This window comes from Streptococcus australis (assembly GCF_047463015.1).
GTDB lineage: Bacteria > Bacillota > Bacilli > Lactobacillales > Streptococcaceae > Streptococcus > Streptococcus australis_F.
In genome coordinates, this window is sequence record NZ_JASHER010000002.1 from 329,128 (window position 1) to 356,048 (window position 26,921).

Genomic DNA, 26,921 nt, shown 5'->3' on the forward strand with positions numbered 1-26,921 from the left:
GATTATCTAAATAATGTTCGGAAATTACTAGACGATTGTTTAGAGGAGTTTCTATATATGAGTTATTTATGAACAAACGCCAATCCAATTGATGATTTCTTTACTGACAAGATTAGGGACTGCTGTATAAAAATCGTGACCGAGATCCTTTAAGAGTACCTTCTTGATAGAGGGATCTAATGTCTCAAGGGCTTGAGCTCTCCAAGTGGGTTCTTCTTCGTAGTTAGGAGCGATGAATAAAACGTCAGTATCTGAGAGTGGAGCTTGAATAGATCGAAGGTCCCGTCTGAGTTTCAGTAAGGGAAGAACAGCTTGTGGATCTAAATCCAGTTCATAATGATGGAGATCAGAATTACAGCGATAACCGGATTGGATGGCCTTTATCGTCGCTGGCGAAGGATTGTCCCTATCTCCAAGTTCACTCGCAATTGCTTCCTCTAGAGATGAAAATACCTGGTGCTTCAGATAGGCGACTGTCTCTTCTAGTTCCTGCTCTAGTGGTAGGATCTGGTCCATGTCAAGATAGCCACCGTCAAGGAGGACCAGGTGGGTCATTTGTGGTATTTTCGATGCTAGGTAGCGAGCCAAATCTCCACCTAGTGAATGGGCGATGATACAAGTATTTTCATTAGTATCCGCATGGGCTTCAAACCAATTTACTAAATCTTTTGCAGATTCCAGTTTAACCTTATAGGGATCTAGATACGAGATGGGAAATGGAAAGCATTGAGCAAATTCGGTCATATGATTCTCGTTACTACCGAGGCCTCCGATAAAGTAAAACCTCATTCTTTCACCTCGATTTCCTTGATGATTCTGGCCGGGTTACCAGCTAGGACCACATTATCTCCGAAGGATTTGGTCACCACTGCCCCTGCTCCAACGACGACATTATCGCCTAGGATAACGCCTGGAAGAATGATGGCTCCTCCACCTGCCCAGAAGTTATCTCCAATCGTTATCGGAGCTCCATATTCTTTCCCTGCATTACGCTCGTGTGGATCCAGGGGATGGAGAGGGGTGAGAAATTGGCAATTGGGACCAATCAAGGCGTTCTTTCCAATCCTGATTGGACAGACATCCAGCATGGTTAGGTTCCAGTTGGCATAAAAATTCTCTCCTAAGTAGATATTTACCCCATAATCACAAGCCAAAAAAGGATGCAGGGAAAGATTTTCCCCAGTGGATCCGAACCAACTTTTTATGATTTGGCTCCGCTTCTCGCCATCTGCTTCTTGGTTAAAGGCAAATTGCTTGGTCCGAGCTTCTTGCGCCAACCTCCTCAGTTCTGGATCCATGGGACTGTAGAACTCACCAGCAATCATCTTTTCATATTCAGTTTTCATCATCATCTCCCATTTAATAGTAAAAAACCACTCATAGTGAGTGGGCTTGTTTCTCTCTTAATGGTACATCAGGAAACCATCGAAGAGCTCAAATATTTTTCCTATCGCTCGGAAAACAAGAGCCGCAACAAGGGCAACCAGCAAGAAGTAAGCTACAGCAAAAATCACACTAATGATCATCATGACACACTCCTTTTTAATGTACTTTTTCCACCCTCTATTATACTCCTGGCCTATTTTAGATTCAAGGAAAACGCTATCAAAATTTGATTTGTTTTCAATTTGTAATTTACAAAAATTTTCAGACTGTTCAAAAATAACAAAAAGCAGGATTCTTACTCAGATATCGTTTTAAGTCTATCCTCCTGCTTTTGCTATTATGGAAAATGAAAGAAGACATCATCGTTCTGTCAGAAAATATCATGAAAGGAAAGCTATTTTTCTTCTTTTTTATCGCTCCTGTCTTTATCCTCTTCTTTTTCAGCGGCACCATTGTTGACGGCCGACTTGAATTCAGAGAACATTTTTCCAAGTGAGTGTCCTAACTCTGGCAAACGCTTTGGTCCAAAGATTAAGAGGGCTCCCAGGATAATAATAATTAGGCCTGGTGCACCGATATCACGTAAAATTCCCATATTTATCTCCTTTTTTGTATGCGGTTATAGATGATGCGACTGATGCCCAAGCTCACTTCATAGAGCAAGATAAGAGGCACAGTCATTGCTAGATCACTGATAAAATCAGCAGGGGTCAGGATGACGGCTAGTAACAGCAATAGAAAGTAGGCTATTCGGCGATAGCGCCTTAACCAATCTGGCGTTAAGATATGAATCGAGGTCAAAAAGGCTACAAGTACTGGTAATTCAAACAAGACCCCTAAAGGAACGGTCGTATGAAAGACGAAGGTCAAGTAGTTCTGTGCCGTTAACTGAATGGTAAACTGACCTTGTCCCAACTTCAAGAGTACCTCTAAGATAGCTGGACTAACCAGATAATAGCCGAAGAATAAGCCTAGTAAGAAACAAATCAAACTGGCTGGCACATAGAGCAGAATAGCTCCTGCTTCTCCTTTTCTCAATGCTGGCTTTACAAATTGCCAGACTTGAAAGAGGGTGAAGGGCAGGGTGATGGTAAAAGCCATTAAACCTGCCAATTGCAGATAGATGCTTAAAATGTCATTCGGTCCGAGAACCAAGAGTTTTTCCCGAAAGCCAGCCGTCAAGTAGGCATAAAGCTGATCAGAAAACAAGAGGGCTCCACAAAAGACAAGGAAAAAACAAAGGATGCAAGCGATGAAGCGTCGTCTAAACTCGCTTAAATGCTCTACAATCGTGAGCCTTCTATCTTCATTTTTCATGCTGCTTCACCGTCACAATCACAATTATAAAGATAAACAGCATCTGACAAGCTACCACTTCCCAGCTTGGGTAAATCCCTGCCCAATCAATGGTTGGGAAATTACTCAAGATATGGTTGGGAAGCATATTGGTTAATTGGAGCGCGTGTAGGCTCACCCCTAGCATCTTAAAGGCCAGGGCATAGATCAACCAAGTCAAGAGGAAGAAAATCTTATGTGGCTTGACCAGATGACTTGCCTTGGTCATGAGAATGGCAAGAATGGCTAAAACTGCAAGAGCTAAGCCGATCCCTAGGAAGAAATCAAAGGAACGAATACGAGGGAGGATCCCTACATAGAAAAGAATGGTCTCAGCTCCCTCTCGGAAGACAGCTAAGAAACTGAGAGCAAACATCGAAATGAAACTTCCAGTTGCAGTCACAGCCTTCATCTGCGTCTCCATGAATTGGTTCCATTTTTGAACAGAGGACTTGCGATGCAGCCAAATCCCAATGACAATCATCATCCCTACTGCGATGATCCCTACTGCTCCTTCGATCACTTCACGGTTGGAAGCTGAAGTAACAGCTGGGAATAAGAATTGAAGAGCAACTGCAATGGCGGCACTGGCCAGGATCCCCAGAAGGGCACCTGCATAGACCCATTTCAAGCCTTTGATCAATTTAGCTGACTTGAGAACTGTCACCAAAGCCATGACAATCAATAGTGCTTCGACTCCTTCACGCAAGAGGATCAACATGGCGTCAACCGCCGAATAGGAGGCGGTGGTATCAATGGCAGACAAATCACTAATCAGGGCTTCCAACTGCTTTTGATACTTGCTTTCATTCCCCTTGACCATAATGACTGGACTTTGGCTTTCCACTCGGGTATAGAGGGCTGGATTGGTCGTGTTGACGTCCCCTTCGATCGTTGGCCAAATGGTAATGAACTCTTTCATCACTTGACTAGCTTGGCTAGTGTCATTGGCTTGGAAGAGACTCAGAGCTTTCTTGAGGAGCTTAATCCCGTCTGAAAGGGTCAGATTGGTGGAGGTTTCCTCGATCTTTTCCCCACTGATAAATTGATCTAGTACATTCTTTAGGTCATTGTATGAAGATTGGATGGAGTCAAAGTTTGTAGGCTCTGTTTCGATCGCACTTCTCAAGAAGGAGATAGCTGTTTCTACCTTTCCGTAATAAGCGGTACTATAATCTCTGACAACCGCTTCATTCCGAGTCCAGGTGTTGTTTAAATCAGCGTAGGCTTTACGTGTTGCTTGGAGATCCTTTGCAGTGATGGATTCTTGAAGCTTCTCAAAGTAAGGTCGTAAGCGAGTTTCTAGCTTCTCTTTTTCAGCATCCAGGTCGACTGGATTTTGCTCTTTTTCAAAGGCTAGCAAGGAAGTGGAGACAGTCACCAATTGCTTTTCTGTGATCTCGCCTTCCAAGTCCAGACTTTTCTGGACTTCTTTTCCTGCCTTGGAATCATGATTGGCTTTCTTCAGAAACTCTTCTTTTATCTCAGATACTAGCGTGTGGGCCTTTTCTTGGTCCTTGTCCCGAACTGCGGTCGTGGCGTCGGTGATTTTGATAAAGAGATCACTATAAGACTCGGCTTGGACAGGGGTGACGATGAAAAAGAGACAGGCTACTAGGACGACTAACAATTTATTCAAATAAGTCTTGACCAATGTATCCTCCTTCCTTCACACCTCCGAAGCAGGCAAAGAGGCCAGTGCCAATGTGGGTCACATATTCATTCATCTTATCGTCTGCCCCAAGATTGGTTTGGATTTTCACAAAGCGGTCTGGATCCTTTTGAAAGGCAATAAAAAGCAATCCAGCATCAAACTGCCCTGTTTTCGGATCAATCCCATCAGAGTAGGAATAAGAGCGACGCAAAATGGGTAGATCCACTTCTTTGGCCAAACGGACATGTGAGTCGACAGGTAAGAGGGAGAGATCTACTTCGTCAAACTCGTTTTGCTTCCCAAACGGTGCACCACTTTCCTTATAGCGCCCAAAAGTGTTTTCTTGCTCCTGTAGGTTGGTACGATCCCAGGTTTCCAGGTGCATGATGATCCGGCGGACAGCCATATAAGAGCCATTTTTCATCCAGTCTTGACTATCAGCCCAGACCACCTTATCAAAATCTTTCTCTGTCGTGACATTGGCAGTCCCATCTTTAAATCCAAAGAGGTTTCTTGGGGTTTCCATACGATCGCCAATAGCAGCAAAGCCTGATTGACTCCACTTCATGGTCACCTTATTGCGCCCTTTACGGATTAGGTTGCGGACGGCATGAAAGGCCACCTGCTCATCATCTGCACAAGCTTGGATAACGATATCACCACCTGTATACTGCTCTCTCAACTGTTCCTTAGGAAAAGCTGGCAAATCTCGGAAGAGTTTAGGACGTTTCTTCTCAAGTCCTAATTTTGTCAAAAAACTAGCCGAAACACCAAATGTTAAGGTGAGGCGATAAGGATTTAGTCCAACTGTTTCACCTGTATCACTTGGTGGCAAGAGGGCATTAGAGCCATCCTTTTTGACTAAGTCTCCGTTGACCAACTTCTCACTATAGTCCGTCCAGTCCTTAAACAACTGAATCAATTCGTTTTTATCTGTCGTCCTGAGATCGAGCACCACAAAATAAATATTCTTCTGCATGGGGGTTGTAATCCCCGCCTGGTGCTTGCCATAAAAACTAATCTCTTCTTGACCGTCCGCGATATTCTTAGAACCTTGCTCCTTATTAGCGAAAAAAGCAGAAGCACCGGATAGACCAAGTGCTAAGCCTGCTCCCCCAATACCTGCTTTTTTCAGAAATTCGCGACGATCCATTTTCTTTTCAAAAAATTTTTCGTCTTTTGTCATCGTTATTTACCGTTTAAAATGATTCCCATTTGAGAGAGAGGTTCTCCCAATTTTGTTACTGCTTCTGCTAGTTCTTTGGTATCCTCTTCTGTTAGATCTGTATATGATTTATAGTTGGATTCATCCGTCATATGTTTGTCTAACAAGTCATTCACAGCCTTGAATTCTGTCTCAAGGGTTTTCACTAGCTTGGCATCCTTCTTCTCGATGAGAGGTTTGAAGAGAGCAAAGATCTTCTCAGCTCCTTCGATATTGGCACGGAAATCATAAAGATCTGTATGAGAGAAGATTTCTTCTTCCCCAGTGATCTTTTGTGTAGCCACTTCATTCAAGAGGTCAACCGCCCCTGTCAACATCATATCTGGCGTTACTTCTACAGTAGCAATCTTAGCTTTCAGTTCTTTGATATCATTGACCAATTGCTCTGCATATTTTTCAGTACCCTTGGTCGTATTTTCTTCCCACAAGATGCGTTCAATACGGTGGAAGCCAGACCAACCTTCTTCTGATTTGTTTTCGTCAACATAGTCAACCAGACGGAAGTCGATCTTAACATCAGACTCTCCGAAACTTTCAGCGATTGGTTCAGAACGTTCATAAGACATCCGAATCAAAGGATAGACCTTCTTTGCTTCTTCTAAATCACCACTTTTAAGGATTCTTTGAAATTCCTCTGTATCTTTTAACAATTGATCAATTTGGCCTTGCACAAACTCCTTGTATTCGCTTGTCGCCTGATCCAAGGCTTTTTGGTCCTCTTTAGACAAAGTCACTGACGAAGAGGAACTATTTGTTGTTGTATTTTTTGAGGATGAATTGGCACATCCTGTTAATAAAGCAACTGATAAGAGTGCTACTGCCAGTTTTTTCATGAGTCTTTTCTCCTGGATTCGTTTTTTATGTAGTCTATTATAGCAGAGATTTTCTCATTTTTCAACAATTGTCAGAAAACTTTAATAAAAGAATTAGAGGAGTAATTCTTTCACCCGACCTATGTCTGTCTCTTTTACTACAAGGTAGATACTATCTCCAAGATAGAGACGGGTGCTGCCATGCACTGTACTGTTTTTACCATTATGCTGGTAAGTAGTGATTAGAAGGTCTCTCGGCAGGTCCAAGTCGCGTACTTGACGGTCTGCTATTTTCTCTGATACAGGAATTTCGATCAAGGTTAAGATATCCGAACCACTGGTCACCTCGGGCATCAATTGTTCCAGCATAGCCTCATAGACAGGGGCTCCTTTTAGTAGATCCATGGTAATGTAGGCTGTCAAAGTAACCAAGCCTATCGGCATCAAGGTTCGAATATCTCCTACCATTTCGGTCACTAGAATCATAGCCGTTAAGGGTGCTTTTGAAATGGCACTGAAATAACCACTCATCCCCAAAATGACAAACAAAGGTAGTTGATTGGACTGAATGAGACCGAACGGCAATAACACCGCAGCAACCAAGGCTCCTAAAACTGATCCAAGAGCTAGGATAGGAAGGAAGATACCACCAGGAAGACCACTACCGTAACTAATCATACTCCAGATAAATCGCACCCCAAAATAAAAGATGAGCGTCTGGATACTAAGTGGGACACGGGCTAAATTCAAAACCAGCTGATTGCCACCACCAAGTAAGTGAGGAAAATAATAACCAATAGGTAAGATCAAAAGAAAGGCAAAGATTGGATAATAGGGTGCAGGTACCTTGAAACAGGCACCGAGCTTTTGATAAACACGACCAACATTTAAAACAGCAACTTCATAGAAATAACCAGTCCCGCCCAGAAAAACACCCATGACTAGGAAAATCCAATAGCTGGATAAATCGATATGAGGAATGTGATCTGGCATATTTAGAACAGGTGTTTGACCGAAAATGTTAAGGGAGACAAAGTTTGCGACCAAACTAGCAGCCAAGGTAGATACCCAGAAGACCCGAGAAAAGTGATGGTAGACTTCTTCTACTACAAAGAGAAGACCCGCAATTGGCGCATTAAAGGCTGCCGCCAAACCCGCAGCGGCCCCGCTAGCAATCAAGGCCCTTTCTTCTACTGGACTGAGAGCAAGCCTCTTAGCCAACCCCTTGCCTCCCATAGCGCCAAGCTGGATACTTGGTCCTTCACGACCTAACATTAAGCCACTTGCAATTGAAAGTGTCCCTAAAATGTATTTTTGCCAAAGTGTAGTCCACCAATTAATTTGAAGCAATCCTTTTAATTCTGCTTCCACTTGGGGAATACCGGAACCCTTTACGTTTTGGTTCTTTTTGATCAGTTGGCTTGCTAGTAGAATAATAAAAAGATACATAGAGAGAATGATGACCCAATTGATCGGACTTTTTCCTAGATCCTTATACAGCCCCTGCACATAATGAAAGAAATATTCAATAAAAAAGCGAAAACTCGAGACGATGGCGCCAACTACAAGCCCCACTAAAACACCTCTGCTAACCTGAGTTAAAATAGAACTTGAGCTCGCTTGAAATTCTTTTTGGATTTGCTGACTTTGTTTCATAAATTCACTTAAACTCCAAGATTAATTGCCTTTATTATACTATTTTTCACAGCTCTTGGGTATGAGATAACCAAAAAAACGCCCTAATGAGCGTTTTTGAACTTCATTATTTAGCAGTAAGTGCTGCCATTGTGATGTAGTTGTACGGTTTGTTGAAGTGTGGCAAGAAGAACAAGTCAGTCAAAGCCAATTTTTCAATTGTTACATGCTCTTGGATTGCCAATGAGAACATGTGGATACCCATTGAAATTGCAGCATCGCGTGATACCATTTGAGCACCAAGGATTTCACGGCTATCTTGATCGTAAACGATCTTGATGGCAACTTCATGGTTGTCATGTTTGATAAATTCTGGTTTTTGAAGATCATTAAAGCCAGTTTCAACAGCGTTATATCCTGCTGCTTTTGCTTTTTCAAGAGTCAAACCAGTTGAAACCATGTGAAGTCCATAGATAGAGATACCGTTAGATCCTTGTACACCGATTCCTTCAAGCTCATGTCCGCAAGCGTTATAAGCACCTACAATACCAGTACGTACCGCATTTGATGCAAGTGCGATGTAGCTAGTATCTTTACGAGCGTTATCATAAACAGTCGCACAGTCACCCACAGCGTATACACCTGGAAGTGAAGTTTCTTGTTTCTTGTCTACAAGGAAGGCACCGTTGCGGAAGAGTTCAATCTTACCATCAGCAAGAGCTGTGTTAGGACGGAAACCAACCGCAAGAACAACCATGTCCACATCGAATGTTTCTTTGTCAGTTACCAAGCGTTCTACTTTACCGTCACCTTCGATTGCTTTAACAGTTTGACCAAGTGCCAAACGGATGTTGTGGTCTTCCAAGTTTTTAGCCATCATTTGTGTGAAGTCTTTATCATAGTATCCGTTCAAGACAGTGTCTACGATATCAACAAGAACGACTTCTTTTCCAAGACGTTCGAAAGCTTCAGCGAGCTCAACTCCGATGTATCCACCACCAACAACAGCGATACGCTCAAGGTGTTTGCTCTTGTCTTCAAGTTTGTTGATCACTTCTTCAGCATTTTGGTACAATTTAACGAATTGTACGTTTTCAAGAGTCGCTTTGAATTCACGGTTCCCTTTAACGATTTCAACACCTTCAATTGGTGGCAAGATTGGAGTTGAACCAGTTGCAAAGATCAATTTTTCGTATGATTCTTTGTGCTCTTTTCCGTCAACTTCTGCAGTCACAACCTTGTTGTCGTAGTCGATCGAAAGAACTGGTGAGTTCATGTAAACTTTAGCGCCTTTAGCTTCTAATTTTTCTTTATCAGAATAGAACAAACCTTCAGGTCCGTCAATTTGTTCACCAATCCAAAGAGCCATTCCGCATCCAAGGAATGAGATGTTTGAGTTTTGGTCAAAAACAACGATTTCATTTTCGTTTCCAAAATTATCCAACATTGTGTTGATACATGCAGTTCCAGCGTGGTTAGCACCCACAACTACGATTTTACTCATAGAAAAAATCCTACCTTTAATTTTATTTACCATACAATTATAACATAAAAATGATATCGTTTCCAAATTTTTTGCTTACAATTTGTGATATTATTTTCAAATCCATTTGCATAAGTCCTGAAAAATGTCAATAATTTTGCTTGGGGGGATTGTGAAATGGCTTTCTTTTTGATAAACTTGAAGTAGGTGAATATTGGAAAGGTGGTTTACTATTTGTGGAACTAACTAGTCGATCCGAACGCCTAATGGGCTCCACCATAACCGTTTCGATTTCTCATCAACAAGCTGACCAAATACTGGCCGATTGCTTTAGTCTCCTGCGATCCTATGAGCATCGCTTTAGTGCCAATGACCCTTCTTCTGAATTGATGGAGGTCAATCAAAAGGCTGGCATTGAACCCGTAAAGGTTCATCCAGATCTTTTTTCACTGATTGCTCTAGGAACCAGCCATAGTCAGGCGCAAGGAAGTCATTTAAACATTGCGATTGGTCCACTTGTCCAAACCTGGAGAATTGGTTTTTCAGATGCTAGGAAGCCTGATCAATTAGAAATTGAACAAGCCCTAACAGTCATTGACCCTCATCAGATTTGCTTAGATCCGAATCAACAAACTGTTTTTCTCAAAAGAAAAGGGATGAAAATTGATCTAGGCGCTTTAGCTAAGGGATTTAGTGCGGATTTACTAGCTAGTTATCTCAGGAGTCAGGGGATCGAGCAAGCTTTAATTGATTTGGGGGGCAATATCCTTACCCTTGGTCAAAACCCTGTCAGTCATCGCCCTTGGCGAATTGGGATCCAAGATCCGCAGCTTCCAAGAGGGGAACATTTACTAGTTCTATCTGTTACAGATAAGTCCGTTGTGACATCAGGTACCTATGTTCGTCACCTTGAGGTTGACGGCCGGTCCTTCCATCATATTTTTGATCCTCAAACTGGCTATCCTGTCGAAACAGAACTGGCAAGTCTCACGATTATTTCTGAACGATCAGTCGATGGGGAGATTTGGACAACGCGCTTGTTCGGTGAAGAACCGACCAACATTTTAAATATTGTTGAAACCTTACCTGGCATGGATGCTATTCTAGTCTATCAGTCAGGTCGCCTCGCCTATACCAGTGGGCTACATGATTATTTGTAATTTTTATTTCAGAAAGGAATTTCCATGACAAAACTTATTGCGATCGTTGGAACAAACTCCAAACGTTCAACAAACCGCCAACTACTTCAATACATGCAAAAGCATTTTGCTGATAAGGCAGAGATTGAATTGGTTGAGATTAAAGATATCCCTGTCTTCAACAAGCCAGCCAACAAACAAGTTCCTGAAGCTATCTTAGAGATTGCTGCAAAAATCGAGGAAGCTGATGGTGTCATCATTGGCACACCAGAATACGATCATTCCATCCCAGCTGTCTTGATGAGCGCCCTTGCTTGGCTATCTTATGGGATTTACCCACTCTTAAGCAAACCAGTGATGATTACAGGTGCTTCTTATGGTACGCTTGGTTCATCTCGCGCTCAATTGCAGCTTCGTCAAATCTTGAACTCACCAGAAATCAAGGCAACTGTCCTTCCAGACGAATTCTTGCTTTCTCACTCTCTTCAAGCATTTGATCAAAATGGTGACTTGGTAGATCTTGACGTCATTAAGAAACTCGACGCCATCTTTGATGATTTCCGTATCTTTGTTAAAGTTACTGAAAAATTGCGCAACGCTCAAGAATTGCTTCGCAAAGATGCCGAAGACTTCGACTGGGAAAACTTGTAAGATAGGAGACATACTAGCATGAAATTTGTAGGACTTGTAGGATCAAACTACGACCAATCATATAACCGCAAACTTTTGGAATTCATCCGTCGTCATTTTAAGATCAAATTTGAATTAGAAGTTCTTGAAATCGATGAAGTTCCAATGTTCAACCAAGATGAAAAATGGGACGAAAGCTTCCAATTGCGTCTCCTTAACAATAAAATTACCCGTGCCGATGGTGTGATTATCGCAACACCTGAACACAACCACACTATTTCAGCAGGATTAAAATCTGTTTTAGAATGGCTTTCCTATGAAGTGCATCCATTTGAAAACAAGCCTGTCATGATCGTGGGTGCTTCTTACTATGACCAAGGGACTTCTCGTGCCCAAGTTCACCTTCGTAAGATTCTGGATGCTCCAGGTGTCAATGCCTATACCCTTCCAGGGAACGAATTCCTTCTAGGAAAAGCGAAAGAAGCTTTTGATGCAGATGGCAACATCATCAACGAAGGAACTGTAAAATTCCTTGAAACTTGCTTAGATAACTTTGTGAAATACGTAGGAGTCGTTTCTAAATTGAAAAAACCAAAACCAATTGAACCAGAAGATTTGGATTGCGGAAAACCAATCGCTACTACTATTACTGAGGTTGATCCGGATGATCCAGATTGGGTAGAAAAAGTTGCAGAAATTACAGGGGCTGTATCTGGTGATACATACGTCAAATTGGACCACGGTATCCTGACTGTTAATCAAATCGATATGTTCTTGAAAGCTATGCCTTTCGAATTGACATACGCTGATGATAACAACCAGTTCCTCTACTACAACAATGCCCACCAAGATCCAGATACCATGTTTGCGAAACGCGTGCCACCTCAATCAGGTAGCCGGATGTCAACCGTTCACGGTTCTCTTCCACCAGCACGTATGAAAAACGTTGAATGGGTCATTGGTACTCTTCGCAACGGAAACCAAGAATATGTTCGTACCATTGTTCCAGGCTCTCCTGAAGGCGTGATCAATACTCACAACTATCAAGCTATGTACTATCCAGATGGTTCATACGCTGGTATCAACGAAATTGTCTTCAACTTCAAACCATGGTTGGACTGGTACCTTCAAACAACTGGTCAACGTCTTGTAGGCGGTAGCGGACCATTTGCTCCTGCTGGCGGCCATGGGGATGCAGACGCTACTTCAGGTGCTTCAGATGCTGGAGGACACGGTGACGCAGCTGCTGATGCTACATCTGGTGCAAGCAACTAATAAAAAGAGAGTGGGACAGAAATCGGTAATTCGTTAGAATTCGATTTCGTCGTCCCACCTCCGCACAGTTGAGTAGGGCTGTAAAAGCTGATGAAATCAGCGTAGTAGAGCCCACACAACCACTGCGTCTTGCTCGACAATCCAAAGATAATTGAGAGGCTAGGACTTTTGTCCCAGCCTCTTTTATTTCAACTCTTTGATAATCTTCTTAGCATCTTCGTTTGAAATTGCCCCTAATTGAACATGTCCAATCTTTCCTTGGCTATCAATAAAGACTTCCGTAGGGATTGAACGGACTTGGTAATTTATAAAGGCAGATCCATCCGGATTGTACAAAACAGGAACTGATTGATAGTCTTGTTGGGCAAACCATTCAACAAACTCTTCTTCTGTTTTTTCCCCTTGCATCCCTGGTGCCATAACGGTAAGAATCTCAAAGTCCCGGTCCTTTTCTTCGACCAGTTTATTCAGTTCAGGCATACTTTGTCGGCAAGGACCACACCAAGTCGCCCAGAATTTCAAGTAAACCTTTTTGCCTCTATAGTCTGAAAGTTTGACTGTATTCCCCTTCATATCCTTTAGCTCGAAGTCACTAGCTTCTTTTCCTACTAAAGGATGTTTACTTGTGCTAGTATTGGTCATTGATTGATTATCCATGGATTGATTGTTCATGCCGCTTTCGGACTGATTCATAGAGCAAGCAGTCAGAATGGATAGAGAAAGAAGCGAAAAACAGGCGTATTTAATAACTTTCATAATGAGTAAACCTCCATTTAATTTATGAAAAGATAGCAGACAAGCTATTCAATTGTCCCAAGAGTAACAAAATCCCCATAATGATGATGATCAAGCCACCAATCTTCTTCAGTAACAAGAGATGGGGTTTTAAACGATTAAAGTATGGGAGAACAATCCCAGATGCTAGAGCCAAAAGTAAAAACGGAATGGCCATCCCTAATGTATAGATAAAAAGATAGAGAGCACCCATGAGGGCATCTTGACCATTGGATGCTGCTAAGGCAAGTACAGAGCCTAGAACCGGACCGATACATGGCGTCCAGCCAAAGCTAAAACCAAGCCCAAGCAGAAAAGCTGAAAGTAATTCATTCTTGTGCTTGTTGGCTCCGAAATCCATTGTTTTTTGCTTTTCTAAGAAGTTAAAGTGAAAGACTTCCATCTGATGAAGGCCAAGAATAATAATCAGCGCTCCCATCAAGTATCGGAACCAGTTGGTGTACATAATTTGCCCAAGTAGACCTGCCCCGAAACCAATAATAAGGAAAATAACAGAAATCCCTGCGATAAAACACAAGGTCTTTACAAGACCATGCCAGCGAATCTTCTTCCCGAAAATCTGAATGGATTTTTCCTGATCACTTCCTAGCAAAACCCCGATGTATACCGGAAGCAAAGGAAAGACACAGGGAGAGAAAAAGGAGAGAATCCCTGCCAGAAAGACAGTGAAGGAGAAAACGATTTGATTCATAAAACACTCCGTATATTGATATGCTACAACTAGTATAACATTCCAGCTCCTAAATTAAAAATTTCTGCTACGCTTTGATTTCTAATCGATCATTTAGAAACTAGTTTCATAGCCAAACAAAAACTCCAAAGCATATCACTTTGGAGTTCAATTGACGACTTATTATTCTTCTGCGCTTTGTTTATTTGGCAAGAAAAGAGAGAGGACAATACCAACTACTGCTGGGAGTAACCATGGAAGGGACTGGGCAGCAAATGGTAAAGTTTTAATGACGTTTGCCAGACCTGTAAGTTTGAAGGTGCTTGCAAGAACATCTGCAATCGCCACCAAGCTAACTAAGAAAATAGTCAGTTGCATTCCTGGTTTTGATAGTTGAGTAAATTTGTTTACAATCACAATCAACACTATAGTAATGGTGATTGGATAGAGGATCATCAAGACAGGCAATGAATAGGCAATAATGGCGCTCAAGCCAAGATTGGCAATCGCAAAACCAATCAAAGTGAAGACTGTCGCATAGACCTTGTAAGAGATTTTAGGGAAGGTGTTATGGAAGAATTCCCCGGTTGACACGATCAAACCGGCTGTTGTCGTGAAGCAAGTCACCGTCACCATACCCGCAAGGAAGATTTGAGCAGCTGGTCCAAAGATAGCCTTGGTTGCTTCTGAAAGGACATAGACCCCTTTATTGGCATCAGATGCCATTACTTTTGCTGGAATTGGGAAATGATTTCCAAGGTAACCCAAGCCAATGTATAAAATACTAAAGCCAATGGCTACAACAATCCCAACGATCCAGATGGTTTTAATGTATTCTTTCTTGCTGGTGAAACCAAGTTGATTGAGGGTAGTTACCGCAATCACACTAAAGGCCACTGAAGCGAGGGCATCCAAGGTGTTATACCCTTCAAGGAAACCTTGACCAAAGGCAGAGGCTTGGTAGGCTTCTGTTGCAACTTGTGGCGCGTGTCCGCTGTACTTGAGAGCACCTAGGACAACCAATACAACAATCAAGATAGCAAAGACAGGAGTTAAAATCCGACCAATACTATCTAAGATTTTAGAAGGGTGAAGGGCAATCAAATAGGCTAAACAGAAATAAACCAAGGTGAAAACGAAGAGACTAAGTTTTCCACTTGAATTTCCTAACAAGGGCGCAATCCCAACTTCGTAGGAAACGGTAGCCGTTCTCGGAATGGCAAAGAAAGGGCCAATAGAGAGGTACAAGGCTACTAGATAAACGATAGCAAACCAAGGGGCGATTTTACGTGAAATCTCATGAATATAGCCTTTAGGATTGAGCGTCCCAATGATCAAGGTAATAATCGCAATTCCTACTCCTGATAAGACAAATCCAGCAATAGCTGGCCAAAAATGGCTACCCGATTGGGCACCTAGCGCAGGTGGAAAGATCAAATTCCCTGCACCGAAGAAAATACCAAATAACAGCAAACCTGTTAAGGAACCTTTTCGTAACATATGTTCTCCTTTACATTTTTCAATCTTATCTAGTATAACAGCTTTCTTCCACCACGGCAATTCTTTTTACTGGAATAATTACATTTAAAAATAACTTAAGGCAAAGAAGACTCTACTGTAGATTCTTATATACTTCTTCATTCATTAATAAAAAAAGTGCTTCTCTGCTATCTAACAGAGGAGCACTTTTTGTTTTTAATCTTCACTAAAGCGTCGGTATTGGATGCGGAAATCAAAATAATTCTCTTCCTGAAGTTTACGGAAGATATCACGATAGGCCTCCTCATCGAAGCCCTCTCCTCGGTAGAGAATCTCGAAACTAAGTTCTTCGTATTCAAGAAAAGCATTGGCTGTTTTAAAGCCATTTCGAATATAGAAATCCATCCGAGCTTGACGTTGCTCTAGATTATCACATTCTTCATCCAATCGCTCAACTTCTAACAACATGGTCCGTTGGTAAAATTCCACTAATTTTTCAATAATTTCTTGACCATAGCCGTGACTCCGCAAGTGAGGCATAATGGCAAAGAAACTGACGTAAAAGGCCTTAGCATTTGAAATAGCAAAGGCAAATCCGACAAATTCTTCCTCATTGTAAAAAGCGAAAAAGTGAGCGTCATCATTATCCGTATAGCGTAAAAACTCCGATAAAGGAATCCGTTCCTCTTCTGGAAAAGCCTCAATGTTTAGCCTTTCGACCTTATCCAAATCTGGGAACGTTTCAGTGATTAATTGGCTGGTTAAGCGCATAAAGCCTCCATTTCTGCTACGATTATAGCAAATAAAACAACCACCTTCAAGAAATCCGACTTCTAACAAAATGAAGTGTTTTGCCTAACAAACAAGAGCGACTGCTCTTTTTTGACGTTTTTATTGAGCTTCTACTTTCTTGGAAAATTGGCTCATGTACAAGTCGTAATAGAATCCTTTTGCTTCCAAAAGAGACTCATGGTTCCCCTGTTCGATGATTTGCCCCTCTTTAAGAACTAAAATCTTATCCGCTTCTTGGATTGTAGACAAGCGGTGAGCAATGACAAAGCTAGTCCGTCCCTTCATCAAGTTCTTCATAGCCTTTTGAATCAAGAGTTCCAGACGGGTATCCACTGAGGATGTCGCTTCATCCAAAATCAAAATTTTAGGATCAGCTAGCAGGGCACGCGCAATGGTCAACAACTGCTTCTGTCCCAAAGAGATATTACTAGACTCTTGGTTCATCTCCATATTGTAGCCCCCCGGAAGCGTCCGGATAAAGTGGTCTACATTGGCAGCTTTGGCAGCAGCGACAATCTCTTCGTCTGTTGCATCCAAGTTTCCAAAGCGCAGATTTTCTTTAATGGTCCCTTCATAAAGCCAAGCGTCCTGAAGAACCATCCCAAACTGCTTGCGATAATCTTGGCGAGATAGGTCGCGGATATCATGTCCATCTACCGTAATAGCCCCCTTGGTCACATCGTAGAAACGCATCAGCAGATTGATGAGCGTGGTTTTTCCTGCACCTGTAGGTCCGACAATGGCCACCATCTCACCTGGATTAACCTCAAGATTAAAGTCGCGGATCAATGGCTTATCTTCCACATATTGGAAGTCCACATGGTTAAAGCTAACCTGACCAGTCAATTCCTTGTCCAGAGCTTCATTTTTACCGAGTACTTCATCTGGTTCATCAAGGACTTGGAAGACACGATCCAGTGAAGATTTGGCACTTTGCAAGGTTCCAGCTAACTGGCTCAAGTTTTGAATAGGCTGATTGATCTGCCAGACATACTGGACAAAAGCCTGCATGTTCCCAACTGTCAGACGATCTGCAAGAACTTGAATGGCACCGATAACTGCGACCAAAAGATAGGTCAAATCAGAGATTGCATTCAGAATAGGCATCATCAGTCCGGAAATAAAATTCGCTTTAAATCCAACTTGCTGGAGGCGACGGGTAATGTCTCGGAAGTCTTCTTGCGATGATTCCTCCCGTACATAGAGTTTTAAGACGTTGAAGCCACTCAAATTTTCTTGAACAAAACCATTTAAAGCCCCAAGGACATCAGCTTGCTCCTTAAAGTAAGGCTGGGATTTCTTCATAATCAACTGGGCACCGAAGAAGGTGATCGGGATAGAAGCAATCACGATTAGCCCCAAAGTGAGGTTGAGATAGAGCACCATAACGATGACCAAGCTTAAGGTGAAAATGGCATTCACAATTTGAAGGAAGGACTGCTGCAAGGCGTTTGAAACTGTCTCGACATCGCTGGTAAAGCGACCCAGAAGATCTCCAAATTGGTGCTGATCAAAGTAAGAAACAGGGATACGATTGATTTTTTTAGATAGGTCATTACGCATATCCTCGATCATGCTTTGGACGGCATTGGTCATGAAATAGTTGGAATAATAAGATCCAAGCTCATACAAAACTCCACGGAAGAGATAGACAATCATGACCCAACCAACATAGCCAGCGTTAATCTCAGCTCCCGCTACTCCTCTAGCCATATCTGTCAGGTTAGCGGTCAATTCTGTGATAGCGAGTCCAAGAATATAGGGCTCAATAACACTCATGATCACACTCAGAATCTTTAGGAGTGTAGCGAAAATAACGGCAAAACGATAGGCTCTTAAATAGCCCCAAAGACGTACAAAACTGGAACGTTTTTCTTTCATTTTCTCCTCCCTCCTATTCTTCTGTTAATGATTGGTTATTCAACTGAGAGCGAGCAATCTCACTGTAGATTTCATTGGTTGCTAGAAGTTCCTCGTGGGTACCACGACCGACGATTTCTCCATGATCCAAGACGATGATTTGATCCGCATCCATGATGGTCCCAACCCGCTGGGCTACGATCAAGACGGTCGCATCTCCTGTTACTTCCTTGAGACGTTTTCTCAGTGTAGCATCTGTCTTGTAGTCAAGAGCCGAGAAGGAATCATCAAAGATATAGATATCCGGCTCTTTAACAACTGCACGCGCAATGGATAGACGTTGTTTCTGTCCACCAGAAAGGTTGCTTCCCCCTTCTGCTAAATGAGTGTCAAACTGCTCTTCCTTGCTTTCGATAAACTCTTTAGCTTGGGCCACATCTGCTGCCTTGTCTAGCTCCTCAATGCTGGCATCTTCTTTTCCGTAACGAAGGTTTTCGGCAATAGTCCCCGTGAAGAGTAAGGCCTTCTGTGGGATGAATCCAATCTTATGGCGCAAGGCTTTAACATTAAAATCACGCACATCTACACCATCCACTAAGATTTTCCCTAAGGTCACATCATAGAATCGAGGAATGAGCTGGACCAGAGAGGACTTTCCAGAACCGGTCGAGCCGATAAAGGCTATGGTTTCGCCCGGCTTAGCCTTAAAGGAAATATTATGAAGGACTGGACTCTCTGTCTCACCAGGATAGGCGAAGGTTACATTGTCAAACTCCAAATAACCCTTAGTTTCTGTCTCAGTAACCCCATTTTCATTTGGATCGATAGAAATCGGCATATCCATGATTTCCTTTAAACGATGACTGGAGACAGCTGTCCGTGGGTACATGGTAAAGAGATTGGCTAGGAATAGGAAAGAAAGCAAAGCATGGAAACTGTATTCGATAAAGGCGACAAGATTCCCGATTTCTAAACTGCCATCCCCTAGAGGATCCAAGGCGAACCACACAATAGCTACAATCATGGCGATGATGATTTGGACAAAGAGTGGCTCCGTCAAACCGGTCAATTTAAAGAGTCTATTGGAGTTGTCCGCATAGATTGCATTGGCTTGGCCAAACTTTTCCTCTTGGAACTCCTCACGCGCAAAAGCACGAATAACCCGGAGTCCTGTAAGATTTTCACGCGCATATTGATTGAGCTTATCCAAGGTTTCCTGCTGCTTCTCTGACAAAGGTTTGGTCTTAACAGCTACATACCAGACGACCACCGCCAAAAATGGCATCGAAATCGCCACAATCCAAGCGAGCGATGGACTCGTCTGTAAAATCAACAGAATACTGGAAAGCATCATGATAGGGGTAATGACCCCAAGCTTCAACATCTGATCAGAAAACTGCATCAAGACGAAGGCATCTGAGGTCATTCGCGTCACCAAGGAAGAAACCCCAATCTTCTCATACTCGTGATGAGAATATTCCTGAAGCTTCTCATAGAGATCATTGCGCATATCCATGACCATGGTTGTAGTAATCTTCCCAACAGCGTAGGCCAGAACGATGCGACCGAGAATCCCGACGATGATCACACCGAACATAACCCAAGCCCAAAAATAAACCCGCTCCATATCTCTCGGATTGATCCCCTCATCAATCATACGAGCCAGAACAGTTGGCAGACCGAGGTTAACAATCACAAAAAAGATGGCAGCTGTAACATTCAAGCACAACCATTTTGGATATTTTCTCAAATAAGACCAAATATATCCCATACCTTTCTCCTCCCTATACAATAAAAAAGCACCCTTAAGTATGAACTGCACCCCAAAAGTTAGACAGAAAAAATCTAACTTTTGGGGTGTTTTTATTATGAAATTGACTTATAAAGATAAAGTTCAGATCTATGAACTTAGAAAACAAGGATATAGCTTAGAGCAGCTTTCAAATAAATTTGGGATAAACAATTCTAATCTTAGGTACATGATTAAATTGATTGATTGTTACGGAATAGAGTTCGTCAAAAAAGGAAAAAATCGTTACTACTCTCCTGAATTAAAACAAGAAATGATTGATAAAGTTCTACATGAAAACTGGTCTCAAGATAGAGTTTCTCTCGAATATGCTCTCCCAAATCGTGGTATGCTTCCAAATTGGATGGCACAATACAAGAAAAACGGGTATACTATTGTTGAAAAAACAAGAGGGAGAGTACCTAAAATGGGACGTAAACGTAAGAAAACTTGGGAAGAAATGACAGAACTAGAGCGACTCAAAGAAGAGAATGAACGCTTACGTACCGAGGTGGCTTACTTAAAAAAGTTAAAAGAGCTAGAAGACAGGGACGAAGCCTTACAACGAGAAAGGCAGAGACAATTAGAGAAATGGCTTCAGGAGGATTTCGACTAGATTTACTTCTTGAAGCGGCTCGTTTACCTCGCTCAACTTACTACTATCAGTTGAAGCAACTGGATAAGCTTGACAAAGATAAAGATCTTAAAGCTGAAATTCAATCTATTTTTACTGAGCACAGAGGAAATTATGGCTATCGCCGAATGACTCTTGAATTGAGAAATCGTGGTTATATGGTCAATCACAAAAGAGTCCAACGCCTGATGAAGGTCCTTGGTTTAAGTGCTCGAATTCGTCGTAAACGGAAGTATTCTTCTTACCAAGGAGAGATTGGTAAGAAAGCAGATAATCTTATTCAACGCCAATTTGAAGCAACCAAACCAATGGAAAAGTGTTATACAGATGTGACAGAATTTGCCATTCCAGCAAGCAGTCAAAAACTCTATTTATCACCAGTTTTAGATGGCTTTAATAGCGAAATTATCGCCTATAATCTTTCAACTTCACCAAACTTAGAACAAGTGGAAGCTATGTTAAACCAGGCCTTCAGTGAGGATCATTACACAAATACTATTCTCCATAGTGATCAAGGATGGCAGTATCAACATCAGTATTATCATCATTTTTTAGAGGGTAAAGGAATCCAACCGTCCATGTCACGTAAAGGAAACAGTCCAGATAATGGCATGATGGAATCCTTCTTTGGCATTCTTAAGTCTGAGATGTTTTATGGTTATGAGAAGACCTTTCACTCACTTGAGCAATTGGAGCAAGCTATTGTAGACTATATTGATTATTACAACAACAAACGAATTAAGATAAAACTAAAAGGACTCAGTCCTGTGCAATACAGAACTAAATCCTTTGGATAAATTAATTGTCTAACTTTTTGGGGTCAGTACAGTACTTTTTAAGCTGTTTTAGAAAGCACGTTGCCTTCTTTAATTCATCCCTATTATATCAGAACCCCCTTAGGCTAGCAAGGAAAAGAGCAGATGAAAAGCAAGGAATAAAAAAGAGGATAGACTCAGCTATCCCTTCTAGATACGATTATTTTTGACGTTTGAATTTTGCATCTTTGAAGAAAGCAAAAACTTCATAATCACTAGATTCTGCTTTTGATACATCCAAAGTCAAAACATCACCATCAATCTTATACTTGACTTTATCTTTACCACCTTCTGCTGATTCAAGAGTTTTACCATTCTGATCAGCTTTCAGATCAATTGTTTTCTCTTTGCTTTCACCAAGAGCATCCATTTTGATAATTATCTTAGCTTTTGTATCTTTAATTTCAATTGTCATTGTCAATGAAAATTGATCAATGAGCTGCTCAAGTTGCTCATCAGTAGCCCCTTGCTTTTTAAGGATACTTTTAATTTGATCCTTCTCAGCTTTATAGACATATTTCCCATTGTCGCTAGTTGTAGAAGTTGTAGAACCACAAGCTACAAGGAGAATCGCACCAACTGCCAATAAAGCAGCAAAGACAAGACGTTTAAAGTATTTCATCAGAAATCTCCTTTTGTGTTTATAAACACTATTTTATCAAAAAATTAAAAGTCTAACAATATAATATATTAGTAAGAACTTAGAAAGTAGAAAACTATTCGGTAGAGGCAACACACTCCAAAAAAATTACGTTTCGATTTGATAAAGCCAACAGAAATCAGCATTTTGATCGGTTCAATACCTATTTTCTGGAGACCAAAAAAGTAGATAGCCCTATACTATCTACTTTATATACTTTATTTTTGACGTTTGAATTTTAAATTTTTCTAATTTATATTATTTTATCAAATATAAAAGAATTGTAGATATGTTGATTGACAGAAATTAAATTTAAAGGAGTATGATTTAAAAAAATAGACAACCATTTAATCATCAAAAATTTCTGATTCCTATTTTGTGTTTAATAGTTTTATTCGGTTAAAAAGCCGCTAATATCAACTTCGGACTTAAATGCAATCGACAACAGCTTTCTAATCTTGAAAAATTTACATAGAATCCAACAGTAGACAAAGTACAGAATTAATCTGTAAAAAATAAGGACTTAAACTCAAAATTGTACACAAAAAAACCGAGGTCTAAACCTCGGTTTTCATTTTTATTGGAAACTCTATTATTTAAGAGTAATAATTTGCAAATCCTATTTTCTCCCAGTATTAGTGGGTTAATTCCTCAATTTTCAACTCTGGCAGGAATTTGGTAGGTAAATTGATAATCCAAGATTATCTAAACTGCTTGTAATCTCTTCTGAAATTGTTGAATCACCTGAATAATACCAATGACTATATGTATTCAACGTGGTTGACTTATCAGCATGTCCTAATCGATATGAAACATATAAAGTATCCTTATGTAACACATTTATAAGATAAGATGCATGACTATGTCTTAATCCTTTCCCCGTAATTTCTGGTACACCAGTAATCTTAGCATGCCTTTTTATTATCCTAGAGATTGTAGACTTACACAAGGGCTCACCAAAACGTGATATTACATAATCTTTATCATCATTCTTGATTTGAACTTCTCGCCATTTTTTAAGTATTGTAATTGTAAAATCATCTAAATCAATTTTACGATTCCCTGCTACTGTCTTTGTTTGTTGTTTAGCATACCATACACCGTTTTTATCCTTCTCAATCGTCGAATGAACATGAATCCATTTACGTTCAAAATCAATATCTTCCCATTTAAGAGCAATACCCTCACTAACTCTTAAACCAGTCATAAAATATAACCAGATCGTCATGTAATTATGGAGTCCCTCATACTCACTAATATCAAAAGAGTTTATTACCTTCTTAAATTCATCAAATGTCCAAAATTTTGTATCAGGGTGCTTTCCTCTAGGATTATCTAATCCTTTAAAAGGAACTCTATCAATATAACCCAATCTTTCTGCATAGCCCAGACATGCTTTAAATCTAGACCACATATTTTTAGCATAGTTACTAGAATACTTGTCTATAATAGCTAAGCGAAATCTTTCACAGTCAATAGTACTAATATCTGATAATTTTTTACTACCAAATTGCTTAATAAATAACTGATGATGTGGTAAAGCGGTTTGATAAGTTACAAATTGAACTTTTTGTTGATAATATTTTAAATAAATCTCTTCCATAAACTCTCTAAAAGTTAGAAAACTATTATTAATAGTAGAGTTCACAAATTCATGTTTTAAACGAAGTATCTCTTCATATGCTTCCTTAAAAGAATTAAACGGTAGTCCCTGTTGATTTTTCCTTCCTTTCTTTTGAATTCTTTTCCCAGTTATTGGATCAACTCCTAATTCAATTTGAAAATAAATTTTTCCTTTTGAATCTTTGTATACACCTTTATATTTCTTTGTCTTTGATATAACCATTTTTCTCACCTTCTATATCTGAAAAAGAAATACCAATTAAATTTTCTACAATATTTTTAGGAGCAATGCCTAACCTTTTATTATCGAAAGGTGAACATCCTAATTGTACCGCATTCTTATTATTTTTTCTAGCTTCTTCAAACTTTTTTACCGCAATCTTTTTTGCTTGTCTAATAATATTTCTCGATGTGTGCTCTGGAAAACCAATCGCAACTAAATCTTTATAGTTTACTGTTTCCATGATTTTACTACTTCCTTTCTTAGATTTTTTCACCTCCATGGCATGACTGATGAAGTCATCATAAGAATTTCACTTGCTGCTCTTTTACGGTGGCAGCCTGAACGGTCAGAAGTATCATTGTATATCATTTGTATCATGGCATATAAAGTATCGCTCTATTTTATTGATGGTTTTAATGTCGCTCTTATCATGGCGAGCCATTCAAAACTGCTCCACAAATGAGGAAAGTACCATTTTGGACTATTTAATTGTCAATGTGCTTTCTTAACCTAATACTTTTTGGAGTAATGGTCTTCTTTATTATCCACTCGACCTACAAGGTAATCTAAACTTACATTATAAAAATCTGCAAGTTTGATAAGGTCATCTATAGAGATTAATCTGGTACCTGATTCCATTTTAGAATACGCTGATCTTGTACAATTTAAGATTGTTTTTGCAACATACTCTTGTGTCAAATCAGTATCCTCGCGTAAATCTCTAATCCTTTTCAACATCTAATGTCTCCTAAAACAAGTATAATATAGTTATTTTCTTATTTTTAAATATGTGACAAATTGGCACATGAAACTATTCTATATATACTTTTTAGGAAACTGTTTACTCTAAATGTATCTCATTTTCCTCAATAGATTTCATATTTTGTTTTTTCTTATATTTCTTTATTGTTTTATTAAACATTTCAAATAAATTTATTGCTTCTCTATGTTGTTCCTTCAGTTTTTCAATCTTTCCTTTATAAATGTATAAATCCTTCTCTATTTTATCTACTGAACTTTTATCTTGAATACTATTTTCTAAATTGCTAGAACTATTTGTCGTATATTTCAACAATACTTCCTCTAAACTAGTTAAATCATTAATTTTATTTTGAACTTGTTCAATCATATTCTCTAGATATGATATTTGGGCAATGAAATCCTTTAATATATCTTCAAAATCATTCGAACTATTTTCCGCAGATATAAGAAAATCTAATTGTTCTATTTTTTCTTTAATTTTGCTAAGAGAAATTCTTCTATACATATACTGCGGTTCATACTGAAGATTAAATTGTCTAATCAAAGTTTTACCTTTCATAAAGCGATTTTTTTCTGCTGAATCTTTATGATATACGTAGTAAGAACTAGTTTCTCTGAGAAATACTTTAACTTTTTCTTCTTCCATATTGATTTGAATATTTGGTACAAAAATAAGTCCTTCTTGTCGGATACCAAACTGTACCTTAATGTAAATTCCATCGTCTACTACTTCTTCTATTTGATTAAGATTCAACTCTACTTCAAACTCATGAACAGCATCCCTATTTCTCTTGAAATCTTGATAGGATTTCCATACCACCTCTTCTGTCGGCAACTCTTTTTCTTTAATTAGCTTTTCTTCATTGTAAAGTTCAACTAAATTTTTATTATCTAAGACAACAGTTTCATTTTTGTTATTAAAATAGTCTTGAAAATAACTAACACTATACCGATTCGTTTTTACAAATTCCTGCTCTGAAACCTTAATCTCATCAAATTCAAATTGAACATGTTTTTCTTTCGGAATTATTTTTAATCCAAAAAATTCTGCTCGTTGAATCAATTCATTCATATTCTTCGTTTTCGGAAGTAAAAATTCTAAGATGTTTATGATTTCCTTTTGAACAAACTTTTTCTTAAAATAAGTTTCATTATAAGGTTGTTTTCTACTCAATTTACTATCACGTACGACTTGCTTCATATTTGAATCAGTCATAAAAAAAGTAACATGCTTGTGTCTAAAATCAATTTTTAAATGTAAATCTTTTGCTTTTTTCTTGAAATCTTCAAAATTTTTCGAGTTCTCGATTAGAAAATATACTCGTTGTTTTATTTCATATTTGTAATTTGTTTTGCGATAAACTTCATACTGATGATGAGAATAACGATTTTCTATAATTTTTGCACCTACAATTTTTGAAAGACGATCTGAAACCATTCTTAGATTACGTTCTGCTTTATAATCCCATAGAAATTTTTTATCAGAATTCTTATCAATTGAATTTAGGATGATGTGATTGTGGATATGATCTTTATCGACATGAGTTGCTACAATGAAACGAAATCTACCTCCTGTCAATTCTTTAACTGTCTCATAACCAATCCGATTGATTTGTTCAGGAGTGAGATGGTCATCTGGAGAAAAGGACTGAATGATGTGATGAGAGTGAATTTTTCGTTGATTTACTTCTTGCCTATCATGACGAAATTCATAAAGAGTATCATTACTTAAAAAATTATCATTGTACATCTTCACTAGTTCTTTATAACTAGGAAAATCTAAATAATTTCTCATACCAAAATCTGAAACTAGTGATAGTTTTTTTGTTTTATTTGGATTCAAAATATATTTGATTAGTTTACTACGATAATTTTTTCCATGAATCGCAAAGTGTTTAGTGATGACCATAAAATTTCCTCAATTTTTCAGATTGGATAAGAAAATCTTTCTCCACTTCTACTATTAACTCTTCTATACCTTTTCTCAATTCATATAATTCAACTTCCGTTATTAAATTAGAATAATTTATACTCCTGGCTATTTGATTAATATTATTTCCTATTCGTTTTAATTCAAAAATCAAATCTTGATAACCAGTTGTATCAATGGTGATAAAATTCATGCTAGGGTCAAGTAGGGTTCGTCGAGCATATTCTGAGAATGATAAGCAGTTACTTTTTGAGATATTTTCATTCAATTTGACTAATTCTAGATCAGATAGAAAGACTTTTTTTAAATTTGTTCTATATCGATGTTCCACTCTA

At 39.5% G+C, this 26,921-nt stretch carries 26 protein-coding genes; 4 read left to right on the forward strand and 22 right to left on the reverse strand.

All coding sequences use genetic code 11. The features are described 5' to 3' along the window. Positions 1-66: 66 nt before the first annotated feature. The 10 genes from QM873_RS03445 to nox all read right to left on the reverse strand — a co-directional run bounded on the left by QM873_RS03445 (position 67) and on the right by nox (position 9,551). Entirely contained in the window at positions 67-744 is a 678-nt protein-coding gene (locus QM873_RS03445; protein ID WP_414278803.1) for an alpha/beta hydrolase, read from the reverse strand. 41 nt (positions 745-785) lie between these two features. Continuing rightward, on the reverse strand, positions 786-1,346 hold the full coding sequence (locus tag QM873_RS03450) for a sugar O-acetyltransferase (RefSeq protein WP_414278804.1): 561 nt from the start codon (positions 1,344-1,346) through the stop codon (positions 786-788). 57 nt (positions 1,347-1,403) lie between these two features. Beyond that, positions 1,404-1,529 (reverse strand): hypothetical protein, encoded by a 126-nt coding sequence (locus tag QM873_RS03455; RefSeq protein ID WP_267472022.1) that lies wholly within the window; start codon positions 1,527-1,529, stop codon positions 1,404-1,406. A gap of 251 nt (positions 1,530-1,780) precedes the next feature. Beyond that, on the reverse strand, positions 1,781-1,981 hold the full coding sequence (locus QM873_RS03460; protein ID WP_414278805.1) for a Sec-independent protein translocase subunit TatA/TatB: 201 nt from the start codon (positions 1,979-1,981) through the stop codon (positions 1,781-1,783). A 2-nt stretch (positions 1,982-1,983) separates the two neighbouring features. Continuing rightward, positions 1,984-2,703: a twin-arginine translocase subunit TatC gene (tatC, locus tag QM873_RS03465; RefSeq protein ID WP_414278806.1), complete on the reverse strand. Its 720-nt coding sequence runs from the start codon at positions 2,701-2,703 to the stop codon at positions 1,984-1,986. Next, positions 2,693-4,375, reverse strand: a complete 1,683-nt coding sequence (locus QM873_RS03470) for an FTR1 family iron permease (protein WP_414278807.1) — start codon at positions 4,373-4,375, stop codon at positions 2,693-2,695. Before QM873_RS03470 ends, tatC begins: the two co-directional genes overlap by 11 nt. Beyond that, complete coding sequence (gene efeB / locus QM873_RS03475; RefSeq protein WP_414278808.1) at positions 4,353-5,561, reverse strand: iron uptake transporter deferrochelatase/peroxidase subunit; 1,209 nt, start codon at positions 5,559-5,561, stop codon at positions 4,353-4,355. The genes QM873_RS03470 and efeB overlap by 23 nt, the downstream gene beginning before the upstream one ends. 2 nt (positions 5,562-5,563) lie before the next feature. Then, on the reverse strand, positions 5,564-6,433 hold the full coding sequence (efeO, locus tag QM873_RS03480) for an iron uptake system protein EfeO (RefSeq protein WP_414278809.1): 870 nt from the start codon (positions 6,431-6,433) through the stop codon (positions 5,564-5,566). A 93-nt stretch (positions 6,434-6,526) separates the two neighbouring features. Beyond that, positions 6,527-8,068: a ClC family H(+)/Cl(-) exchange transporter gene (locus QM873_RS03485; protein WP_270615594.1), complete on the reverse strand. Its 1,542-nt coding sequence runs from the start codon at positions 8,066-8,068 to the stop codon at positions 6,527-6,529. 106 nt (positions 8,069-8,174) lie between these two features. After that, a complete protein-coding gene (nox, locus tag QM873_RS03490; RefSeq protein WP_270285421.1) occupies positions 8,175-9,551 on the reverse strand; it encodes a H2O-forming NADH oxidase in 1,377 nt (458 codons plus the stop codon). 245 nt (positions 9,552-9,796) lie between these two features. Between nox and QM873_RS03495 the strand changes: the two genes are divergently transcribed. The 3 genes from QM873_RS03495 to QM873_RS03505 are packed head-to-tail and all read left to right on the forward strand — an operon-like array spanning position 9,797 to position 12,574. Further along, complete coding sequence (locus QM873_RS03495) at positions 9,797-10,690, forward strand: FAD:protein FMN transferase (RefSeq protein ID WP_414278834.1); 894 nt, start codon at positions 9,797-9,799, stop codon at positions 10,688-10,690. A 24-nt stretch (positions 10,691-10,714) separates the two neighbouring features. Then, positions 10,715-11,320, forward strand: coding sequence for an NADPH-dependent FMN reductase (locus tag QM873_RS03500; RefSeq protein WP_006596326.1), 606 nt, complete (start codon positions 10,715-10,717; stop codon positions 11,318-11,320). 18 nt (positions 11,321-11,338) lie between these two features. Then, a complete protein-coding gene (locus QM873_RS03505) occupies positions 11,339-12,574 on the forward strand; it encodes an NAD(P)H-dependent oxidoreductase (protein WP_414278810.1) in 1,236 nt (411 codons plus the stop codon). A gap of 183 nt (positions 12,575-12,757) precedes the next feature. Here the strand turns inward: QM873_RS03505 and QM873_RS03510 are convergent, their stop codons facing one another. The 6 genes from QM873_RS03510 to QM873_RS03535 all read right to left on the reverse strand — a co-directional run bounded on the left by QM873_RS03510 (position 12,758) and on the right by QM873_RS03535 (position 19,941). Continuing rightward, complete coding sequence (locus QM873_RS03510) at positions 12,758-13,330, reverse strand: TlpA family protein disulfide reductase (protein WP_154852940.1); 573 nt, start codon at positions 13,328-13,330, stop codon at positions 12,758-12,760. 22 nt (positions 13,331-13,352) lie between these two features. Next, complete coding sequence (gene ccdA2, locus QM873_RS03515) at positions 13,353-14,060, reverse strand: thiol-disulfide oxidoreductase-associated membrane protein CcdA2 (protein WP_023023299.1); 708 nt, start codon at positions 14,058-14,060, stop codon at positions 13,353-13,355. A 162-nt stretch (positions 14,061-14,222) separates the two neighbouring features. Beyond that, complete coding sequence (gene brnQ / locus QM873_RS03520) at positions 14,223-15,539, reverse strand: branched-chain amino acid transport system II carrier protein (protein WP_154852943.1); 1,317 nt, start codon at positions 15,537-15,539, stop codon at positions 14,223-14,225. Positions 15,540-15,734: 195 nt separating this feature from the next. After that, positions 15,735-16,289, reverse strand: coding sequence for a GNAT family N-acetyltransferase (locus QM873_RS03525; RefSeq protein WP_154852947.1), 555 nt, complete (start codon positions 16,287-16,289; stop codon positions 15,735-15,737). Between the two features lie 120 nt (positions 16,290-16,409). Next, entirely contained in the window at positions 16,410-18,191 is a 1,782-nt protein-coding gene (locus tag QM873_RS03530; RefSeq protein ID WP_154852951.1) for an ABC transporter ATP-binding protein, read from the reverse strand. Positions 18,192-18,204: 13 nt separating this feature from the next. After that, positions 18,205-19,941, reverse strand: a complete 1,737-nt coding sequence (locus QM873_RS03535; RefSeq protein WP_154852954.1) for an ABC transporter transmembrane domain-containing protein — start codon at positions 19,939-19,941, stop codon at positions 18,205-18,207. Between the two features lie 97 nt (positions 19,942-20,038). On the opposite strand from QM873_RS03535, the gene QM873_RS03540 reads away from it, so the two are divergent. Further along, positions 20,039-21,390 (forward strand): IS3 family transposase gene (locus QM873_RS03540; RefSeq protein WP_270616305.1). Its coding sequence is split into 2 segments (ribosomal slippage): positions 20,039-20,480 and positions 20,480-21,390, totalling 1,353 coding nucleotides; the frame shifts between segments, so codons are not numbered across the junction. A 178-nt stretch (positions 21,391-21,568) separates the two neighbouring features. On the opposite strand, the gene QM873_RS03545 is transcribed toward QM873_RS03540, so the two are convergent. The 6 genes from QM873_RS03545 to QM873_RS03570 form a co-directional block, all read right to left on the reverse strand. Beyond that, complete coding sequence (locus tag QM873_RS03545) at positions 21,569-22,030, reverse strand: hypothetical protein (protein WP_414278811.1); 462 nt, start codon at positions 22,028-22,030, stop codon at positions 21,569-21,571. A 676-nt stretch (positions 22,031-22,706) separates the two neighbouring features. Further along, positions 22,707-23,894 (reverse strand): tyrosine-type recombinase/integrase, encoded by a 1,188-nt coding sequence (locus QM873_RS03550; RefSeq protein ID WP_084367471.1) that lies wholly within the window; start codon positions 23,892-23,894, stop codon positions 22,707-22,709. Then, positions 23,866-24,135: a DUF3173 family protein gene (locus QM873_RS03555; protein WP_049512680.1), complete on the reverse strand. Its 270-nt coding sequence runs from the start codon at positions 24,133-24,135 to the stop codon at positions 23,866-23,868. The genes QM873_RS03550 and QM873_RS03555 overlap by 29 nt, the downstream gene beginning before the upstream one ends. 269 nt (positions 24,136-24,404) lie before the next feature. Then, a complete protein-coding gene (locus tag QM873_RS03560) occupies positions 24,405-24,632 on the reverse strand; it encodes a helix-turn-helix domain-containing protein (RefSeq protein ID WP_037606785.1) in 228 nt (75 codons plus the stop codon). 103 nt (positions 24,633-24,735) lie between these two features. Beyond that, on the reverse strand, positions 24,736-26,565 hold the full coding sequence (locus tag QM873_RS03565; protein ID WP_414278812.1) for an SAG1250 family conjugative relaxase: 1,830 nt from the start codon (positions 26,563-26,565) through the stop codon (positions 24,736-24,738). Beyond that, a complete protein-coding gene (locus QM873_RS03570) occupies positions 26,552-26,917 on the reverse strand; it encodes a MobC family plasmid mobilization relaxosome protein (RefSeq protein ID WP_049512675.1) in 366 nt (121 codons plus the stop codon). The genes QM873_RS03565 and QM873_RS03570 overlap by 14 nt, the downstream gene beginning before the upstream one ends. Positions 26,918-26,921 lie beyond the last annotated feature (4 nt).

Excerpts from the sequence above, each read along its gene's own strand:
- QM873_RS03445 (WP_414278803.1), bottom strand. The coding sequence starts at position 744 with ATGACCGAATTTGCTCAATGCTTTCCATTTCCCATCTCGTATCTAGAT.
- QM873_RS03450 (WP_414278804.1), bottom strand. The coding sequence starts at position 1,346 with ATGAAAACTGAATATGAAAAGATGATTGCTGGTGAGTTCTACAGTCCC.
- QM873_RS03455 (WP_267472022.1), bottom strand. The coding sequence starts at position 1,529 with ATGATGATCATTAGTGTGATTTTTGCTGTAGCTTACTTCTTGCTGGTT.
- QM873_RS03460 (WP_414278805.1), bottom strand. The coding sequence starts at position 1,981 with ATGGGAATTTTACGTGATATCGGTGCACCAGGCCTAATTATTATTATC.
- tatC (WP_414278806.1), bottom strand. The coding sequence starts at position 2,703 with ATGAAAAATGAAGATAGAAGGCTCACGATTGTAGAGCATTTAAGCGAG.
- efeB (WP_414278808.1), bottom strand. The coding sequence starts at position 5,561 with ATGACAAAAGACGAAAAATTTTTTGAAAAGAAAATGGATCGTCGCGAA.
- efeO (WP_414278809.1), bottom strand. The coding sequence starts at position 6,433 with ATGAAAAAACTGGCAGTAGCACTCTTATCAGTTGCTTTATTAACAGGA.
- QM873_RS03485 (WP_270615594.1), bottom strand. The coding sequence starts at position 8,068 with ATGAAACAAAGTCAGCAAATCCAAAAAGAATTTCAAGCGAGCTCAAGT.
- nox (WP_270285421.1), bottom strand. The coding sequence starts at position 9,551 with ATGAGTAAAATCGTAGTTGTGGGTGCTAACCACGCTGGAACTGCATGT.
- QM873_RS03495 (WP_414278834.1), top strand. The coding sequence starts at position 9,797 with ATGGGCTCCACCATAACCGTTTCGATTTCTCATCAACAAGCTGACCAA.
- QM873_RS03500 (WP_006596326.1), top strand. The coding sequence starts at position 10,715 with ATGACAAAACTTATTGCGATCGTTGGAACAAACTCCAAACGTTCAACA.
- QM873_RS03505 (WP_414278810.1), top strand. The coding sequence starts at position 11,339 with ATGAAATTTGTAGGACTTGTAGGATCAAACTACGACCAATCATATAAC.
- QM873_RS03510 (WP_154852940.1), bottom strand. The coding sequence starts at position 13,330 with ATGAAAGTTATTAAATACGCCTGTTTTTCGCTTCTTTCTCTATCCATT.
- ccdA2 (WP_023023299.1), bottom strand. The coding sequence starts at position 14,060 with ATGAATCAAATCGTTTTCTCCTTCACTGTCTTTCTGGCAGGGATTCTC.
- brnQ (WP_154852943.1), bottom strand. The coding sequence starts at position 15,539 with ATGTTACGAAAAGGTTCCTTAACAGGTTTGCTGTTATTTGGTATTTTC.
- QM873_RS03525 (WP_154852947.1), bottom strand. The coding sequence starts at position 16,289 with ATGCGCTTAACCAGCCAATTAATCACTGAAACGTTCCCAGATTTGGAT.
- QM873_RS03530 (WP_154852951.1), bottom strand. The coding sequence starts at position 18,191 with ATGAAAGAAAAACGTTCCAGTTTTGTACGTCTTTGGGGCTATTTAAGA.
- QM873_RS03535 (WP_154852954.1), bottom strand. The coding sequence starts at position 19,941 with ATGGGATATATTTGGTCTTATTTGAGAAAATATCCAAAATGGTTGTGC.
- QM873_RS03545 (WP_414278811.1), bottom strand. The coding sequence starts at position 22,030 with ATGAAATACTTTAAACGTCTTGTCTTTGCTGCTTTATTGGCAGTTGGT.
- QM873_RS03550 (WP_084367471.1), bottom strand. The coding sequence starts at position 23,894 with ATGGTTATATCAAAGACAAAGAAATATAAAGGTGTATACAAAGATTCA.
- QM873_RS03555 (WP_049512680.1), bottom strand. The coding sequence starts at position 24,135 with ATGGAAACAGTAAACTATAAAGATTTAGTTGCGATTGGTTTTCCAGAG.
- QM873_RS03560 (WP_037606785.1), bottom strand. The coding sequence starts at position 24,632 with ATGTTGAAAAGGATTAGAGATTTACGCGAGGATACTGATTTGACACAA.
- QM873_RS03565 (WP_414278812.1), bottom strand. The coding sequence starts at position 26,565 with ATGGTCATCACTAAACACTTTGCGATTCATGGAAAAAATTATCGTAGT.